The organism is Pseudomonas sp. NPDC089996, from assembly GCF_044748405.1.
Taxonomy (GTDB): Bacteria; Pseudomonadota; Gammaproteobacteria; order Pseudomonadales; family Pseudomonadaceae; genus Aquipseudomonas.
Map to the genome: position 1 here is coordinate 316,620 of NZ_JBIVGA010000006.1, position 15,723 is coordinate 332,342.

The 15,723-nt window shown below is 63.4% G+C and carries 15 protein-coding genes; 5 read left to right on the forward strand and 10 right to left on the reverse strand.

Translation table 11 applies throughout. The features are described from left to right. Window positions 1-97 precede the first annotated feature (97 nt). Together ACIPW4_RS13380 and metH are read right to left on the reverse strand one after the other, a co-directional pair. Window positions 98-316: a DUF2970 domain-containing protein gene (locus tag ACIPW4_RS13380; protein ID WP_400658500.1), complete on the reverse strand. Its 219-nt coding sequence runs from the start codon at window positions 314-316 to the stop codon at window positions 98-100. Between the two features lie 160 nt (window positions 317-476). Then, window positions 477-4,184, reverse strand: a complete 3,708-nt coding sequence (gene metH / locus ACIPW4_RS13385) for a methionine synthase (RefSeq protein WP_400658502.1) — start codon at window positions 4,182-4,184, stop codon at window positions 477-479. 180 nt (window positions 4,185-4,364) lie between these two features. Between metH and ACIPW4_RS13390 the strand changes: the two genes are divergently transcribed. The 5 genes from ACIPW4_RS13390 to ACIPW4_RS13410 all read left to right on the forward strand — a co-directional run bounded on the left by ACIPW4_RS13390 (window position 4,365) and on the right by ACIPW4_RS13410 (window position 9,916). Then, complete coding sequence (locus ACIPW4_RS13390; RefSeq protein WP_400658636.1) at window positions 4,365-6,665, forward strand: fatty acid cis/trans isomerase; 2,301 nt, start codon at window positions 4,365-4,367, stop codon at window positions 6,663-6,665. 107 nt (window positions 6,666-6,772) lie between these two features. Further along, window positions 6,773-7,807, forward strand: a complete 1,035-nt coding sequence (locus ACIPW4_RS13395) for an acyltransferase family protein (protein ID WP_400658504.1) — start codon at window positions 6,773-6,775, stop codon at window positions 7,805-7,807. 58 nt (window positions 7,808-7,865) lie between these two features. Continuing rightward, window positions 7,866-8,450 carry a Fe-S biogenesis protein NfuA gene (gene nfuA, locus ACIPW4_RS13400; RefSeq protein WP_027919855.1) on the forward strand — a complete coding sequence of 195 codons (585 nt, stop codon included), beginning with the start codon at window positions 7,866-7,868 and terminating at the stop codon, window positions 8,448-8,450. 374 nt (window positions 8,451-8,824) lie between these two features. After that, window positions 8,825-9,433 (forward strand): SCO family protein, encoded by a 609-nt coding sequence (locus ACIPW4_RS13405; protein ID WP_400658506.1) that lies wholly within the window; start codon window positions 8,825-8,827, stop codon window positions 9,431-9,433. Continuing rightward, the gene (locus ACIPW4_RS13410; protein ID WP_400658508.1) at window positions 9,434-9,916 is read left to right on the forward strand and encodes a copper chaperone PCu(A)C; all 483 of its coding nucleotides are present in this window, start codon (window positions 9,434-9,436) and stop codon (window positions 9,914-9,916) included. A 49-nt stretch (window positions 9,917-9,965) separates the two neighbouring features. Here ACIPW4_RS13410 and ACIPW4_RS13415 read toward each other — a convergent pair whose 3' ends face one another. The 8 genes from ACIPW4_RS13415 to ACIPW4_RS13450 form a co-directional block, all read right to left on the reverse strand. Next, a complete protein-coding gene (locus ACIPW4_RS13415) occupies window positions 9,966-10,193 on the reverse strand; it encodes a hypothetical protein (protein ID WP_012313790.1) in 228 nt (75 codons plus the stop codon). A gap of 74 nt (window positions 10,194-10,267) precedes the next feature. Continuing rightward, window positions 10,268-11,101, reverse strand: a complete 834-nt coding sequence (locus ACIPW4_RS13420; RefSeq protein ID WP_400658510.1) for an AraC family ligand binding domain-containing protein — start codon at window positions 11,099-11,101, stop codon at window positions 10,268-10,270. Beyond that, a complete protein-coding gene (locus ACIPW4_RS13425) occupies window positions 11,098-11,412 on the reverse strand; it encodes an AzlD domain-containing protein (RefSeq protein ID WP_400658512.1) in 315 nt (104 codons plus the stop codon). The genes ACIPW4_RS13420 and ACIPW4_RS13425 overlap by 4 nt, the downstream gene beginning before the upstream one ends. Continuing rightward, window positions 11,409-12,110, reverse strand: a complete 702-nt coding sequence (locus ACIPW4_RS13430) for an AzlC family ABC transporter permease (RefSeq protein ID WP_400658514.1) — start codon at window positions 12,108-12,110, stop codon at window positions 11,409-11,411. Before ACIPW4_RS13430 ends, ACIPW4_RS13425 begins: the two co-directional genes overlap by 4 nt. 89 nt (window positions 12,111-12,199) lie before the next feature. Further along, entirely contained in the window at window positions 12,200-12,892 is a 693-nt protein-coding gene (locus ACIPW4_RS13435) for a sel1 repeat family protein (protein WP_400658516.1), read from the reverse strand. Window positions 12,893-13,048: 156 nt separating this feature from the next. Beyond that, entirely contained in the window at window positions 13,049-14,143 is a 1,095-nt protein-coding gene (locus ACIPW4_RS13440) for a hypothetical protein (RefSeq protein WP_400658518.1), read from the reverse strand. 41 nt (window positions 14,144-14,184) lie between these two features. After that, window positions 14,185-14,814 carry a LysE family translocator gene (locus tag ACIPW4_RS13445; RefSeq protein WP_400658520.1) on the reverse strand — a complete coding sequence of 210 codons (630 nt, stop codon included), beginning with the start codon at window positions 14,812-14,814 and terminating at the stop codon, window positions 14,185-14,187. A gap of 2 nt (window positions 14,815-14,816) precedes the next feature. Continuing rightward, the gene (locus tag ACIPW4_RS13450; RefSeq protein ID WP_400658522.1) at window positions 14,817-15,599 is read right to left on the reverse strand and encodes a YqcI/YcgG family protein; all 783 of its coding nucleotides are present in this window, start codon (window positions 15,597-15,599) and stop codon (window positions 14,817-14,819) included. Window positions 15,600-15,723: the final 124 nt, after the last annotated feature.

Consider the following 15,723-nt stretch of genomic DNA (forward strand, 5'->3'; position numbering starts at 1 on the left):
CTGCCGTGTATTGGGTCAGCCACCAGTGACTTGAAACTCAAGACCGTGATGCAGCCAGTACGCCTGCGGGAGGGAATCCCGCAGGCGTTTTCGTTTTTTAGTGGGCGGTGAGGTGCAGGGCCAGTTGTACCAGGCCGATCAGCACGGCAATGAATACCAGCGTGAACAGCGTACCCAGCACGATGAAGTGGCTGGCCTTGCCGTGGGTGAAGTCGCGGGCGCGGTTCTTGCCGCTCTGCACACCGAAGGCGGCGGCGAGGACGCTGTGCAGCATCTGCCAGAAGGTCGGAGGCTTGCCCTGGCGGGGATCGTCCATGGTGGCTCCTGAGGATTCAGAGGCAATCAGGGACAGTGTAGGTGGCCTTTGGGGCTGCTGTGCAGCCCTTTCGCGACACAAGGCCGCTCCTACAGAGGAATGCGATTTCTGTAGGAGCGGCCTTGTGTCGCGAAAGGGCCGCAAAGCGGCCTCGGCGGTCTTAGCTGTCGTAACCCAGGTTCGGCGCCAACCAGCGCTCGCTGACGCTGATGTCCTGGCCTTTGCGCGCGCTGTAACGCTCGATCTGATCCTTGTCGACCTTGCCCACGGCAAAGTACTGCGCCTGCGGGTGGGCGAAGTACCAGCCGCTGACCGCCGCCGCCGGGAACATCGCGAAGTGCTCGGTGAGGAACACGCCGCTCGGCCCGGTTTCGCCGATGGCACTGCCATCGAGCAGGCGGAACAGGGTTTCCTTCTCGGTGTGGTCCGGGCAGGCCGGGTAGCCCGGGGCAGGGCGAATACCGCTGTACTGCTCCTTGATCAGCGCCTCGTTGTCCAGGTGCTCGTCGCGGGCATAGCCCCAGTGCTCCTTGCGCACCTGCTCGTGCAGCCACTCGGCACAGGCCTCGGCCAGGCGGTCTGCCAGGGCCTTGACCATGATCGAGCTGTAGTCGTCGCCTTTGTCTTGATACGCCTTGGCCACTTCTTCGGCACCGATGCCGGCGGTGGTGATGAAGCCGCCGACGTAGTCAGTGACGCCGCTGTCTTTCGGCGCGACGAAGTCGGCCAGCGACAGGTTCGGTTTGCCGTCGGGCTTGATGGTCTGCTGGCGCAGGTGGTGCAGGGTGGCCAGCGCCTGGCCGTTCTCGCCGTAGACCTCGATGTCGTCATCGGCAACCTGGTTGGCTGGCCAGAAGCCGAACACCGCGCGGGCGCTGATCAGCTTCTCGTCGATCAGCTTGTCGAGCATCTCGCGGGCATCCTTGTACAGCGCGGTGGCGGCTTCGCCGACCACTTCGTCGGTGAGGATGCGCGGGAACTTGCCAGCCAGGTCCCAGGAGATGAAGAACGGGGTCCAGTCGATGTACTCGGCCAAGGTTCGCAGGTCGATGTCTTCCAGCACCTTGACACCAGTGAATGACGGCACCGCGGGCTGGTAGCCGGCCCAGTCATATTGAGGTTTGGCAGCGATGGCCTTGTCGTAGCTCAGGCGCTCGGTGCGGGCGCTGCGGTTGGCGGTGCGCTCGCGTACTTCCACGTAATCCAGGCGGGTTTTCTCGACGAAGCCAGGCTTGAGTTCCTTCGACAGTAACTGGGTGGCCACGCCGACCGCACGTGAGGCGTCGGTCACGTAGATGACCGCATCGTTGCTGTACTTCGGTTCGATCTTGACTGCGGTGTGCGCCTTGGAGGTGGTGGCGCCACCGATCATCAGCGGCAGGTGGAAGTCCTGGCGCTGCATTTCGCGGGCGACGTGGACCATCTCGTCCAGCGACGGCGTAATCAGGCCGGACAGGCCGATGATGTCGCACTTCTGTTCACGGGCGGTCTGCAGGATCTTCTCGGCCGGCACCATCACGCCAAGGTCGACGATGTCGTAACCATTGCAGCCCAGCACCACGCCCACGATGTTCTTGCCGATGTCGTGCACGTCGCCCTTGACCGTGGCCATGAGGATCTTGCCCTTGGCTTCTGGCTTGTCGCCTTTCTCGGCTTCGATGAACGGGATGAGGTGGGCCACGGCCTGCTTCATCACCCGGGCCGACTTGACCACCTGCGGCAGGAACATCTTGCCGGCGCCGAACAGGTCACCCACCACGTTCATGCCGTTCATCAGCGGGCCTTCGATGACCTCGATGGGGCGTGCGCACTGCTGGCGGCATTCTTCGGTGTCTTCGACGATGAACGCGGTGATGCCCTTGACCAGCGCGTGCTCCAGGCGTTTTTCAACCGGCAGCGAACGCCACTCTTCGTTTTCCACTTCCCTGGTCGCGCCACCGCCCTTGTAGTCGTCGGCAATCGCCAGCAGGGCGTCGGTGCCGTGCGGTGTGCGGTTGAGCACCACGTCCTCGACCTTTTCGCGCAGGGCGGCCGGGATCTCGTCGTAGATCTCCAGCTGGCCGGCGTTGACGATACCCATGGTCAGGCCGTTCTGGATCGCGTGGTAAAGGAATACCGAGTGGATTGCCTCGCGCACCGGGTTGTTGCCGCGGAACGAGAACGACACGTTGGACACGCCGCCGGAGCTCAGTGCATGAGGCAGGTGATCGCGGATGTAGGCGCAGGCCTCGATGAAGTCGACGGCGTAGTTGTTGTGCTCTTCGATGCCGGTGGCAACGGCGAAGATGTTCGGGTCGAATATGATGTCTTCCGGCGGGAAGCCGACCTCGTTGACCAGAATGTCGTAGCTGCGCTGGCAGATTTCCTTCTTGCGCGCGGCGGTGTCGGCCTGGCCGACCTCGTCGAACGCCATCACCACCACGGCAGCGCCATAGCGTTTGCACAGGCGGGCATGGTGCTTGAACTGCTCGACACCTTCCTTCATGGAGATCGAGTTGACGATGCCCTTGCCCTGGATGCACTTGAGGCCCGCCTCGATCACTTCCCACTTCGACGAGTCGATCATGATCGGCACGCGGGAGATGTCCGGCTCGCCGGCGATCAGGTTGAGGAAGCGGACCATGGCAGCCTGGGAGTCGAGCATCCCTTCGTCCATGTTGATGTCGATCACCTGGGCGCCGGCCTCGACCTGCTGCAGGGCGACTTCCAGGGCTTCGGTGTAGTTCTCTTCGCGGATCAGCCGGGCGAATTTGGCGGAACCGGTGATGTTGGTGCGCTCACCGACGTTGACGAACAGCGACTGGCGGTCGATGGTGAACGGCTCAAGGCCCGAAAGGCGGCAGGCCTTGGCGATCTCCGGAATTTCGCGTGGCTTGTACTTGGCCACGGCCTCGGCGATGGCCTGAATGTGGCCTGGGGTGGTGCCGCAGCAACCGCCGATGATGTTGAGGAAGCCGCTGGCGGCGAACTCTTCGACCACTGCGGCCATCTCGGCCGGAGTCTCGTCATACTCGCCGAAGGCGTTCGGCAGGCCGGCGTTGGGGTGGGCGGACACGTGGGTGTCGGCCTTGGTCGCCAGCTCTTCCAGGTACGGGCGCAGGTCCTTGGCGCCGAGAGCGCAGTTCAGGCCCACGGAAATCGGCTTGGCGTGGCGCACCGAGTTCCAGAATGCTTCGGTGGTCTGGCCCGACAGGGTACGGCCGGAGGCGTCGGTGATGGTGCCGGAGATCATGATCGGCAGCTCGATGGCGTCTTCCTCGAACACTTGCTGCACGGCGAAGATCGCCGCCTTTGCGTTGAGGGTGTCGAAAATGGTCTCGATCAGGATCAGGTCGGCGCCGCCCTCGATCAGGCCACGGGTGGCCTCGATGTAATTCTCCACCAACGCGTCGAAGGTGACGTTACGGTAGCCAGGGTCGTTGACGTCCGGGGAGATCGAACAGGTGCGGCTGGTGGGGCCGAGCACGCCGGCAACGAAGCGCGGCTTGTGCGGGGTTTCCAGGGTCTTGGCATCGGCTACCTGGCGGGCGATGCGCGCGCCTTCGACGTTCAGCTCGTACACCAACGATTCCATGCCGTAGTCGGCCTGGGAAATCTGCGTGGCGTTGAAGGTGTTGGTTTCGAGGATATCGGCGCCGGCATCCAGGTAGGCTTTCTCGATTGCGGCGATCACGTCCGGGCGGCTGAGCAGCAGCAGGTCGTTGTTGCCTTTCACGTCGCTTGGCCAATCGGCGAAGCGCGTGCCACGATAGTCGTGTTCCTCGAGGCGGTAGCTTTGGATCATAGTACCCATGCCGCCGTCGAGGATCAGAATGCGCTCTTTGAGTGCGTGCTGGAGTGCTTGGAGACGAGCGCTGCGGTCGGACATAGGAACTACCTGGTCGGGCAAATATCAGAAGGTGCCGAATCATAACAAAGCTGCGCGGTTTTTAGGCGCATTGCCCATTTGCATGAATTTCGCTCATGTTGGGCGGGCGTTACGCAAACAGAGCACCCAAGGACGACCAGGCAAATCGTGATGGCTTTCAATACCCAGGACTTTCCGCACATGGTGCAGCGTATTCTTGTCAGCGTCTTCGCCTTGCTCATCAGCAGCGTGGCGTTCGGACAAGCCCCCCAGTCGAGCCCGGTCATTTCCTACACCCGGGATATCCAGCCGATCTTCACCGAGAAATGCGTGGCCTGCCACGCCTGCAACGACGCCGCCTGCCAGCTCAAGCTGGAAAGCCCCGAAGGCGCGGTGCGCGGTGCCACCAAGGTCCCGGTGTACCAGGGCGAACGCAGCAAGGCCGTGCCCCCCACGCGGTTGTTCTACGACGCCCACAGTGAAGACGATTGGCGCAGGAAGGGCTTCTACTCGGTGCTCGACAACCAGGGCAGCCAGGCGGCGCTGATGGCGCGCATGCTCGAATTGGGGCACAAGACCCCGCTCACGCCAAACGCCAAGCTGCCCGACGAGATCGTGCTGGGGCTCGACCGCAACAACATGTGCCCGTTGCCCCATGAGTTCGACGCCTATGCCGGCGCCCACCCCAAGGAGGGCATGCCGCTGGCGGTCACGGGCCTGACCGACAAGGAATACGACACGATGCGCCGCTGGCTGGATGCCGGCGCGCCGGTCGAGTACCAGCCGATCCAGCCGAGCGCGGCGGAGGCCAGGCAGATTGCCGACTGGGAAGAGCTGCTCAACCGTCCGGGTTCCACCGAGGCACTGGTCGGCCGCTGGCTCTACGAGCACCTGTTCCTGGCGCACATCTACTTCGTCGGTGGCGAGCCGGGCCACTTCTTCCAGTGGGTACGTTCGCGCACGCCAAGCGGCAAACCGGCCGACATCATCGCCACGCGCCGCCCCAACGACCCGCCGGGCACCGACTTCTATTACCGGCTGATCCCGGTGCAGGGCGTGATCGTGCACAAGACCCACATCACCTACCCGATGGGGCCGCAGAAGCTCAAGCGCGTGAAGCAACTGTTCTACGCCGGCGACTGGCATGCCACCGCGTTGCCTGGCTATGGCCCGCGCCACCGGGCCAACCCGTTCGAAACCTTCGAGGCGATCCCTGCGGTGGCGCGCTACCAGTTCATGCTGGATAACGCCGAATACTTCGTGCGCACGTTCATCCGTGGCCCGGTGTGCCGCGGGCAGATCGCCACCGACGTGATCCGCGACAACTTCTGGGCGCTGTTCCAGGAGCCGGCCTTCGACCGCTACGTCACCGATGCCAAGTACCGCGGCGAAGCCACGCCGCTGTTGGCCATGCCGGGCCAGATAGACGATGTCGGCAGCGTGCTGAACCTGTGGCATGCCTACCGCGACAAGCGCAACGAGTACGAAAATCTGCGCCGTGAAGCCTATGCCGAAATGCCCGCGCCGGGCTGGTCGACCCTTTGGGCAGGGAATGACAACGCGCTGCTGAGTATCTTCCGCCACTTCGACAGTGCTGCGGTGACCAAGGGCCTGGTCGGCGATGTGCCGCTGACCGTGTGGCTTTTCGACTACCCGTTGCTGGAGCGCACCTATTACCAGCTGGCGGTCAACTTCGATGTGTACGGCAATGTCTCGCACCAGTTGCAGACGCGGCTGTACTTCGACCTGATCCGCAACGGCGCCGAGGTCAACTTCCTGCGCCTGATGCCGGCCGACCAGCGCGGCGAGATCCTCGGCAGCTGGTACCAGAACAGCGGCAAGGTGAAGATGTGGTTGGACTACGAGGACATCGACACCGACACGCCCAGCGGTATCAAGCTCGACCCGCGCGACCCCAAGCGCGACTTCGGCCTGAAGCTGTTGCAGCGCACCGGCAGCCTGAACGCCGCGCCCGATCCGATCAACCGGTGTACGGGCGCGTACTGCTCGCGGCCGCAGATGACCGAGGAGTTCCGCGATGTCGAGCAGTCGCTCAGCCGCCTGGTGTCGCGCCCGGCTGCGGGCCTGAAAGTGATCGGCCAGCTGCCGGAGGCGACCATGCTGCGCATCGAAGGCGAGGGCGGCCAGCGCCAGGTCTACAGCCTGCTGCGCAACCGCGCGCACAGCAACGTGGCGTTCCTGCTCGGTGAGGCGCACCGCTACCAGCCGGGGCTGGACACCCTCACTCTGTACCCGGGCGTGCTCAGCAGCTACCCGAACTTCATCTTCAACATCCCGGCCAAGGATGTGCCGGAGTTCGTCGAGGACATGGAGTACGCCAAGGATGACCCGGCGAAGTTCGAGCGCATTGTCATGCGCTGGGGCGTGCGTCGTAGTCACCCGGAGTTCTGGCGCTACTTCCACGACCTCAGCAGCTTTATCAAGGAGACCCAGCCGGTCGAGGCGGGGGTGCTGGACATGAACCGCTACGAGAACCTCTGATCGGGTCGGTTGACCTTTGCGAATACGTTACGGTCGGAATTCATGGGTGGTCCGGGCGCTGCTGCGCAGCCCCGGGCCTCAATGCACCGGCAATCGCAGGGTATTCCATGCTGTATTCGCTTCAGGCACTGCGGGCGTTCGCCGCCTGGGTGGTGGTCTGTCACCATTTCATGCAGATCTTCTTCGACTTCCATGCCACCGGCCCCATTGGCCAACTGCTCACTGACCGTGGCGCCGTGGGCGTCGACATTTTCTTCGTGATCAGTGGGCTGGTCATCTACCTGTCGACCCGCGACAAACCCATCGAACCGCGCCAGTTCCTGCTCAACCGGGCCCTGCGTATCGTCCCTGCCTACTGGTTCTACACCGCGCTGATGGCGGCGCTGCTGCTGGCGTTCAGCCAATGGATGCCGCACCAGGCGTTCAACTGGCATCACCTGTTGCTGTCGCTGCTGTTCATCCCTGCGGAGAACCCCGGGGGCTACGGGCTGTACCCGACCCTCAACGTGGGCTGGACGCTGAATTTCGAGATGTTCTTCTATCTGCTGTTTGGCCTGACTTTCCTGGTCCGCCAGCGCCATCAGCTGCTGCTGGTGACTGCCGCGCTGTTGCTGGTCGGTGAAGTGCTGGGCCGCATGGGTGTGCTCAGCCGCTTCTACAACAACGACATCATCTACGAGTTCCTGTTGGGTATCGGTCTGGGCGTGATCCATCGCCGTGGCCTGATCCGCGAGGGCCTGTGGCTGCCCCTGGCCGTACTGGGCGTGGCCGCCTATGCGATCTATCACCTGGACGCTTCGCAGCGCCTGCTGCACTGGGGCGTACCAAGCGCCATGATCGTGCTGGCGTTCATCGCCCTGGAGCCGTACTTCAAGGGCAACCGCCTGCTCAAGGCGCTGGGCGACTGTTCCTACTCGGTGTACCTGGTCCATGTGCTGGTACTCTACGCCGGCTGGTTCGTCAGCCAGCGCCTGCACCTGAACCCGTACCTGGTGTTCGCCCTGTGCGTACCGTCCATTGGACTAATGTCGTGGTTCAGCTACCAATGGCTGGAGCGCGGTCTGTACCAGCGGATGCAGGCCTGGCTGGCGGTGCCACGGGAGCAAACTCACGATTTCGCGCTTTCCCGAGTCAAATACTAGGACTTTGTACAAAGGCCAGGTTGGCGTACACTTGGCCGCAAGTCTGTGAGGAACTTCCATGAGCGCTATAACCATTACTGACGCCGCCCATGATTACCTGGCCGATCTGCTGTCCAAGCAGAACACGCCTGGCATTGGCATCCGTATTTTCATCACCCAGCCGGGCACCCAGTACGCAGAGACGTGCATTGCCTACTGCAAGCCGGGTGAAGAGAAGCCCGACGACGAACCGGTCGGGCTGAAGAGTTTCACCGCCTACCTCGATGCGGTCAGCGTGCCGTTCCTGGAAGACGCGCTGGTCGACTATGCCACCGACCGCATGGGCGGCCAGCTGACCATCAAGGCGCCGAACGCCAAGGTGCCGATGGTCAACGAGGACAGCCCGATCAACGAGCGTATCAACTACTACCTGCAGACCGAGATCAACCCGGGTCTGGCCAGCCACGGCGGCCAAGTGAGCCTGGTGGATGTGGTGGACGACGGCATCGCCGTGCTGCAGTTTGGCGGTGGTTGCCAGGGCTGTGGCCAGGCCGACGTGACCCTCAAGGAAGGCATCGAGCGGACTCTGCTCGAGCGTATTCCCGAGCTCAAGGGCGTGCGCGACGTGACTGACCACACCCAGAAAGAAAACGCCTACTACTGATCCAGCTATTGGTGCGGCTTTGTTGTGGGAGCGGCCTTGCGTCGCGAAAGGGCTGCGCAAGGCCCCAGGATTTCAGCGTCGAAGCTGATATCGCTGGGGCCGCTTTGCGGCCCTTTCGCGACACAAGGCCGCTCCCACATTGATCGCGTAGTACTACCAGAGTTGTTAGAGGCAGTTGTTCTTTAGGGTCAAGGCATAGCAACAAAGTGTTACGGTTTCAACCCCTGCGACAACAGGCCGCAGCCCGTGTTTAAAGGGCTGCGGGCCATCACCGCCTTGATCGGGTAGAAGCCCATGGGGTGTCATGCCAGAATGCCCCGGTTTTCGGCTGGCCCATCCCGAGGGCCGGCACCTTCCCTGTAAAGGATGGTTCAATGAATGATCAGTTTACCCGGCGCGCGGTTGTCGCCGGGATGGGCGTTCTCGGGCTCGGCCTGCTGGCAGGCTGCAACCCGGCCCGGGGGCTCGAGTTCAAGTACGGCAAGAACATGAGCAACGAAATCCTTGGCCGCAAGTTCAGCCTCAAGGACCCTCAAGGCAACGTCCGCACCCTGTCGAGCTTCTACGGCAGCATGCCGATGATCTTCTTCGGTTTCACCCAGTGTCCGGCCGTCTGCCCCACCACGCTGGCGCGTGCAGCACAGATCAAGAAGCTGCTCAGGGGCCGTGATCGCGAGATCTTCGAGGTGGTGTTCATCACCCTGGACCCGGAGCGCGACACCCCGGAAGTGCTCGATGCCTACGTCAAGGCCTTCGACCCGTCGTTCACCGCCCTGACCGGTACTCCGGAAGAAATCGCCGCGGTGGCCAAGGAATTCAAGGTGTTCTACGAGAAGGTCCCGGCCGGTGACACCTACACCATCTCTCACTCGTCCACCAGTTACGTCTACGATACACGTGGCACCCTGCGCCTGAGCCTGGGCCATTCGCTGAATGCCAAGGAATGCGCTGAAGACCTGGCTACCCTGATGGAGATCTGCTGAATGTCGATGCAACCGATCAAGCGCGGCCTGGCCGCCCTGGTACTGATGGGCCTGGCTCTGCCAGCCCTGGCGCAGACCACCGTGAGCGAGGCCTGGGTACGCGCCAGCGTGCCGCACCAGCCGTCGACCGGCGCCTTCATGACCCTGACTGCCAGCACCGACAGCAAGCTGGTCGGCGTGGCTTCGCCAGTGGCCAAGACCGTGCAGGTGCACGAGATGACCATGAACGGCGACGTGATGGGCATGAAGGAAGTGAAGGCCGTAGAACTGCCAGCGGGCAAAGCGGTGAGCCTGGACCCTAACGGCTACCATGTGATGCTGATGGGCCTGACTCAACAGGTGAAGGAAGGCGACGAGGTACCGCTGACCCTGACCATCGAAGATGCCAAGGGCACCAAGGAAACCGTCCAGGTGCAGGCCGCAGTGCGCCCGCTCAACGCCGAGGCTGGCGGTGGGCATGACCACATGCACATGGACCACTGACAGACAAAAAGGGCCGCATAAGCGGCCCTTCTTCATTGTGCTGCGCGCTTCAGCTACGGAAGCGTGGCAGCGGCCTTTCGAGGGTCAGTGAGGTCAAGGTCTTGCGGACCTGTGCCTCATCGGCCTCCAGCGCTTTGAGGCTGGCGCGGATCTTGCCCGCAGCGGGCACATCGCCCTGGCGGTCGATCCAGTCGGCAATTTCCTTGCAGGCACTGCTCAGGCAGGCTTGGCGCTGGTTCATCAGCGATATCAGGGTGGTGAGCTCTCTTTCGGACATGGTGGATTCCTCCATTCAGCCCTGTCAGTGTAGCAGTGGCTGGGAGGCTTGCCTGAGACCTGGCGTCGCAGATGTCAGCCATGCAGACAGGCGCTGCGATAGGCTCCCGGCGTCACGCCATAAGCCTGCTTGAACTGCCGACTCAAATGACTCTGGTCAGCAAACCCCAAGGCGAACGCCACGTCAGAGGCAGCCAATCCGCTTTTCAGAAACTCCCTGGCCCTCGCCAACCGCCGCTGCTTCAGCCAGGCATGCGGCGGCAGGCCGGTGGCCTGGCGGAACACCCGTGCAAAGTGGAACGGCGAAAGATTGACCGCTGCGGCCAAGGCCTCGAGTGACGGCGGGTCTGCCAATTGGCTTTCCAGCAGCTCTCTCGCACGCGCTACCGCCAGCGGTTCGTTGCCGGGAGAGGTGGGTTCGGGGCAGTGACCGTGGCGCTGCACCAGCGCCAGCACCGCCTGGCGCCAGGCGGTCTGCTGCTCCAGGGCGCTGGCGCCGGCTTCCGACAGCTGGTGCAGCTGGCTGAAGCCCTGGGCCAGGGCCTGGTCCTGGATCACGCTGTCCTTGAAGCGCGGCATGCCATGCCTGCCCAGTTCCAGTTCGTCCAGCACCCCGGTGACCCGTTCATGCTCCGGATAGAAGCCGCGGTAGCGCCAGCCGGCTTCGTGGGCGGTGGCGCCGGTGTGCAGTTCGTCCGGGTTGATCAGCACCATGCTGCCGACCGGCGCCAGGTGCTCGCTGCCGCGGTGCCAGAAGCGTTGTGCGCCCGACTCGATCACAGTGAATACATAACCCTCATGCACATGTGGGGCGAAGCGCTGCTGGAAGTAGCGCGCATGTAGCATCTCGACGTCGCCGAGGGCCGGCGCCTGCCAGAGGTGGGTCTGTTCGCGCAGGGGCGTGCTCATGCCAGCCAGCTGAGCAGCAGGAAGAAGATCAACATGCTCACCAGCATGCTCAGCAACACGCTGCGGGTCAACAGCACCAGCGCAACGGCCACCAATGCGCCAAGCAGGTAGGGGTTAAGCGGGCTCAGGTCGAGCTGGTGGCCGGGCAGGAAAATGATCGGCCCGCAGATCGCGGTGAGCATGCCGGGCACGGCAAAGCCGAGAAACTGCCGGGCGTTGGAACTCAGGCGCAGGGGCAGGCGCGGCTCAAGGAAGGCATAGCGGTTGAGGAATACCACGGCGCCCATGGCGAAGATCAGCAGCCAGGTCATGGGCGGCCTCCGGTGAATTTCTGACAGACAAAACCAGCGGCCATGCCCAGCAGGCCGGCGGCGACCAGGGCGGTTTCCCAGTGCCAGTAACTGAACAGCACCGAGCAGAACAACGACACCGCCACGCACACCACGGTGGCGAGGTTGCGCACCAGGGGTGCGATCAGCGCGACGAAGGTGGCGACGATGGAGAAGTCCAGGCCGAGCTGGTCGAGGTGCGGGATGTTCTGGCCCAGCACGATGCCGGCCAGGGTGAACAGGTTCCAGGCGACGTAGAAGGTCAAGCCCACCCCAAGTGCGTACCAGCGGTTGAATTGCTGCTGGTCGTAATGGCTGGTGAGGGCGAAGAACTCGTCGGTCAGTAAAAAGCCCAGGCCCAGCCTCCAGCGCAGGGGTTGGTTCGACAGCACCGGGCGCATCGAAAGGCCATAGAGCAGGTGCTGGGAGGTCAGCAGCAGGGTGGTGAGCAGGATCGACAGCAGGTTGGCACCGCCCTTGAGCATGCCGATGGCCACCAGTTGTGCGGCACCGGCGAATACGATCGCTGACAGGCCCTGGCCTTGCCAGGCGCTGAGGTTGGCCTCAATGGCCATGGAGCCGGCGAGCAGGCCCCAGGGGGCGACTGCCAGAGACAGCGGCAGGATGGCGATGGCGCCGTGCAGGAAAGCTTGGCGGGCGACGGCGGGACTGCTGGACATGATGGCTGCGACACATTTTGCGGGGTAGGGCAGCATGACAGAGCCGTGGGGCGGGTGGCTTGAACGATCTTGCTGGTGCAGGAAAAAACCTAGCGCTGGCTGGTCAACCGGCGCTGGGCAGCCACGCAGCCATTGATGTCTACGGCCTTCTGCAACAGTGCCTGGCGCTGCTGCGGATCAAGGCCAGCCAGCAGCCGGTAGACCTCTGCCTGGTAGTCGCGCTGACGCCCCCACTGCATCTGCAACCCCTGCGCGTGGCTGCGGCTGCAGGCCAGTTGTGCGGCCGGCTGTGGGTAGTACGGCGCATAAAGGGTGGCCATGCTGGGGATCGCTTCGAGGGCCTCGCGGTAGGCCGGGCTGGCATTGTAGGGGTGGCACCAGGTGGCAATCGCCGTCGCCGGCGGTGCAAAACCTTGCTTGAGGCTGGCCTCCAGCAACGGGCAAGCGGCATCGGGAATCTGTGCTGCGGGCAGGTAGGTCGTGTAGTACAGCGCCAGGCGATATTGGGCCACGGGGTGGCCGAGTTCCACCGACTTTTTCAGCAATGCCACGGCCGTCGGCAGCGTGCGCGCCATGGCCTGGCCTTGGCGATAGAGCTCAGGATCGCCGCCCATGGCGGTGCGCAGAGTGCTGTCGTCGTCTTGATTGTCGGCCTGCTCCAGCAGCGGCAGTGCCTGGCGATACAGCAGGTCGGCGTGTGGGTCGATGCGTATTTCAAGCGCGTTTGCCGCAACCGGAGCCAGCGCGATGAAGAGTGCCGATGCCAATGCGATGCGGCTCACAGGCGCGCCCCGTGCAATGGACCGGGCCGGCTGGCGGGCAGGTAAGGGTGGGCGACTTGATGATTGATCACAACTGCGCATACGCCTCGGGCGAATCGGAACGACGGGGTATTCTAGCCAAGCGCGGGCTGAAACCGAAACCCCGGCGGTCGACTCTCAGACGAGCTTGAGGGGTGTGACCTTGCGCTGCGCGCGTCGTTCCTGGGCCAGCCCCAGTTTAGCGGTGATCACCTTGGCCAGGGCATTGTTGCCCAGGTCATTCAAGTGCAGGCGGTCGACGAATAGATCGGCACCAAAGACCGGCGAACTGCTGAGCATGCTGTTCATGTCGTAGCAGGGCACAGGGTCGGCCTGGCTCTTGATGCGGCGGAAGAAGGCCATGTGCAGTTGGCTGTCGAAAGCGCCGTCGAGCAGGCGATCGAAATTGCCCGGCTGCTGCTCCAGGGCGGCCAGCATCGCCTGTTCACCTGCTGGCAGGGTTTCCCGGCACCAGGGCAGCAGGGGCTGGAGGATGAACGTCAGGGTCGCATGGCTGTCAGCCAGCATCCGCTCCCATTGGCGCAACGTGCGGCCGATGCTGTCGGCCGCTCGCGCCAGGCGCTTTTCCGGGGCGCACAGCTGCCAGTTGGGCGCTGGGTCGTTGCGCCGCGGTGCCAGTGCCTGGCCCAGTCGCTGCCACAGCGACGCCCGGCGGGCCGGGCCCAGTGGCGGCATGCCCTCGTTGAAGCTGTTCAGGTATGCCAGGTGAGCCTTGGCCTGTTGTGGGTCATGGGGGCCGGCCAGGACTTCGCCGAGGGCCTCGTGGGCCAAGGTGTTCAGGCCGCTGAGCAGCACCACGTGGCCGACTTCGCCGAAACGGTGCTGGTGGGTCAGGAACAGCAGAAGTTCCTGGCTGGCATTGAGCCCACAGCCTGCCAGGCTCAGCCAGACCTCACCGGTGAGCATCGACAGGTGCGAGGCCACCGTATGCTCATCGGAGCTGGCGCCGATGCCCAGGGCGGTCGAGCCGCCGACCAGCAGGTTGACACGGGGTGCGCCGCCGCGTTCGGCGGCCGAGAAGCGCTTGCCGGCGCAATGGCTGTAGCGCAGGCCAAGGGCATCGGTGTTGATGGTGCCGGAGCGGTAGCCGCTCTCGTGCACATGCAGGGTGTGTGGTGCGCGGCGGTTACCCAGCAGCAGAAAGCGCTGGTAGTCCTGGTGCAGTGGCGAAGCGAGGCCCGGAACGTGCGTGGCGGTTACGGACGGCGTCATGGGCGCTCCTTGGCGGCTGGCGTTGCGGTGGCGCAGGGCCTTCAGCCCACCAGCTCTTTGAGGTTATAGGCCAGGCCACCAGCGGCGATCAGCAGCAGAACCACCCCCGAGGCCAGGGAAATCATGCGGTTGCTGCGCTGCGAGGTGATCTTGCCGATGGCGAAGATGTACAGGCTGAGCACGGCGAAATCGATCAGCACCCACAACAGCGACAGCACCACCATGCTCTTGCCGAACGATTCGGTGATCTGGATGAACTGCGGGAAGAAGGCGATGAAGAAGATAATGTCCTTCGGGTTGGAAATGCCCACCATGAAGCCTTGCCACAGGCCGCCGCGCCCGGCCTTGGCCGGTTGCATCTCGGCCTCGTCGACGGCCGGCGCCTGCAGGCACTCGCGCAAGGTGCCCACGGCGATGTAGCCGATGAACAGGCATCCCAGCAGGCTCATGGCGCTGAGCCAGGCCTTGTCGATGGCCGCGCTGGTGAGGATGACCCAGGCGGCGGCGCCGATCAGCACCAGCGAGGCCCAATTGGTGCCGACGGCGGTGAACATGGCCTTGCGCGAGCCGGAGGCTGCGGCCGTGTTGACGATGAGGGCTACCACCGGGCCGGGGGTGGCGATCAACAGCAGGACGGTGAGTGCGTAAGTCAGTGTCAGTGCGGTATTCACGGTCAGTTCTCGATCAGAGTGTCGGGTGTCGCATGGGCGTGGGCATGAAAGGGGCAGCGCGACGGATTGAGCGAGCCTGCTTCCTGCAGTTGGTACTGCTTCCATTCGAAGTTGTCATCCTGGCCGAAGAAGCCCAGGGTTTCGGGCATGACCCCGTCGTTGTAATGGCGCACACGATCACGGATGCGGGCGCGGATGCGTTGCCCGCTTTCGGTACTGGCGTTGGCCACTTCGTCGAAGTTTTCCCTTGGGTTGATGACGAACGTGATGTGCGGGCCCAGGTTGCGGCTTTTCATCTGCTGGTGGCCGGGGAAGTTCATGTTGATGAACAGCGGCATGCCCGCGTAGCAGAACGACCAGGCGTTATCGTGCGGGTCGGTGGGGATGGCCTGCGGCCACGGATGGGGATCACGGGCATGAACCCCGCGCAGTACCTTCCAGGCCAGCGCCTGTTGCTCGGCCAGGCTGCTGTCGGCGGCGGTTTCGAGAAACACCACCAGTGGGCTGCCGATGCGTTGCTTGATCGGTACGGGGGTAATGGTGCGGACATATTCGGCCAGGCCCTGGGCGATATCATCGGCCAGTTGCTCGGCACGGGCGAAGAGGATGTGGCAGGAGGCGCCCGCTACCGCCTTGCGCCCGAACAGGCACGGAAAGTCGGGATTGGCGAGCACGCTGCGAAAATGCTGTATGGTTCGGTGCGTCCAGTGCTGAGTGTTCCGTACATGTTCATCGGCCAGCTCTAGCGCATCCAGGCGATAGCAGTTTCCATAAACCGTAAACATGATTTCCCCAGGAGATTCAAGTAAGAGAGCGTTCCAGTCATATGCAGGCAGGTTGTTGACTTATCTTTGTTATTTACCTGCATTTTCTGAGACGCTCTTCACGTTGTAAAACGCGTGGAACTAT

What these genes read in the sequence shown, in the direction of transcription:
- ACIPW4_RS13450 (WP_400658522.1), bottom strand. Translation starts at nt 15,599, where the DNA reads ATGTTTACGGTTTATGGAAACTGCTATCGCCTGGATGCGCTAGAGCTG.
- ACIPW4_RS13390 (WP_400658636.1), top strand. Translation starts at nt 4,365, where the DNA reads ATGGTGCAGCGTATTCTTGTCAGCGTCTTCGCCTTGCTCATCAGCAGC.
- ACIPW4_RS13425 (WP_400658512.1), bottom strand. Translation starts at nt 11,412, where the DNA reads ATGACCTGGCTGCTGATCTTCGCCATGGGCGCCGTGGTATTCCTCAAC.
- ACIPW4_RS13415 (WP_012313790.1), bottom strand. Translation starts at nt 10,193, where the DNA reads ATGTCCGAAAGAGAGCTCACCACCCTGATATCGCTGATGAACCAGCGC.
- ACIPW4_RS13430 (WP_400658514.1), bottom strand. Translation starts at nt 12,110, where the DNA reads ATGTCCAGCAGTCCCGCCGTCGCCCGCCAAGCTTTCCTGCACGGCGCC.
- ACIPW4_RS13405 (WP_400658506.1), top strand. Translation starts at nt 8,825, where the DNA reads ATGAATGATCAGTTTACCCGGCGCGCGGTTGTCGCCGGGATGGGCGTT.
- ACIPW4_RS13440 (WP_400658518.1), bottom strand. Translation starts at nt 14,143, where the DNA reads ATGACGCCGTCCGTAACCGCCACGCACGTTCCGGGCCTCGCTTCGCCA.
- ACIPW4_RS13395 (WP_400658504.1), top strand. Translation starts at nt 6,773, where the DNA reads ATGCTGTATTCGCTTCAGGCACTGCGGGCGTTCGCCGCCTGGGTGGTG.
- ACIPW4_RS13410 (WP_400658508.1), top strand. Translation starts at nt 9,434, where the DNA reads ATGTCGATGCAACCGATCAAGCGCGGCCTGGCCGCCCTGGTACTGATG.
- ACIPW4_RS13380 (WP_400658500.1), bottom strand. Translation starts at nt 316, where the DNA reads ATGGACGATCCCCGCCAGGGCAAGCCTCCGACCTTCTGGCAGATGCTG.
- metH (WP_400658502.1), bottom strand. Translation starts at nt 4,184, where the DNA reads ATGTCCGACCGCAGCGCTCGTCTCCAAGCACTCCAGCACGCACTCAAA.
- ACIPW4_RS13420 (WP_400658510.1), bottom strand. Translation starts at nt 11,101, where the DNA reads ATGAGCACGCCCCTGCGCGAACAGACCCACCTCTGGCAGGCGCCGGCC.
- nfuA (WP_027919855.1), top strand. Translation starts at nt 7,866, where the DNA reads ATGAGCGCTATAACCATTACTGACGCCGCCCATGATTACCTGGCCGAT.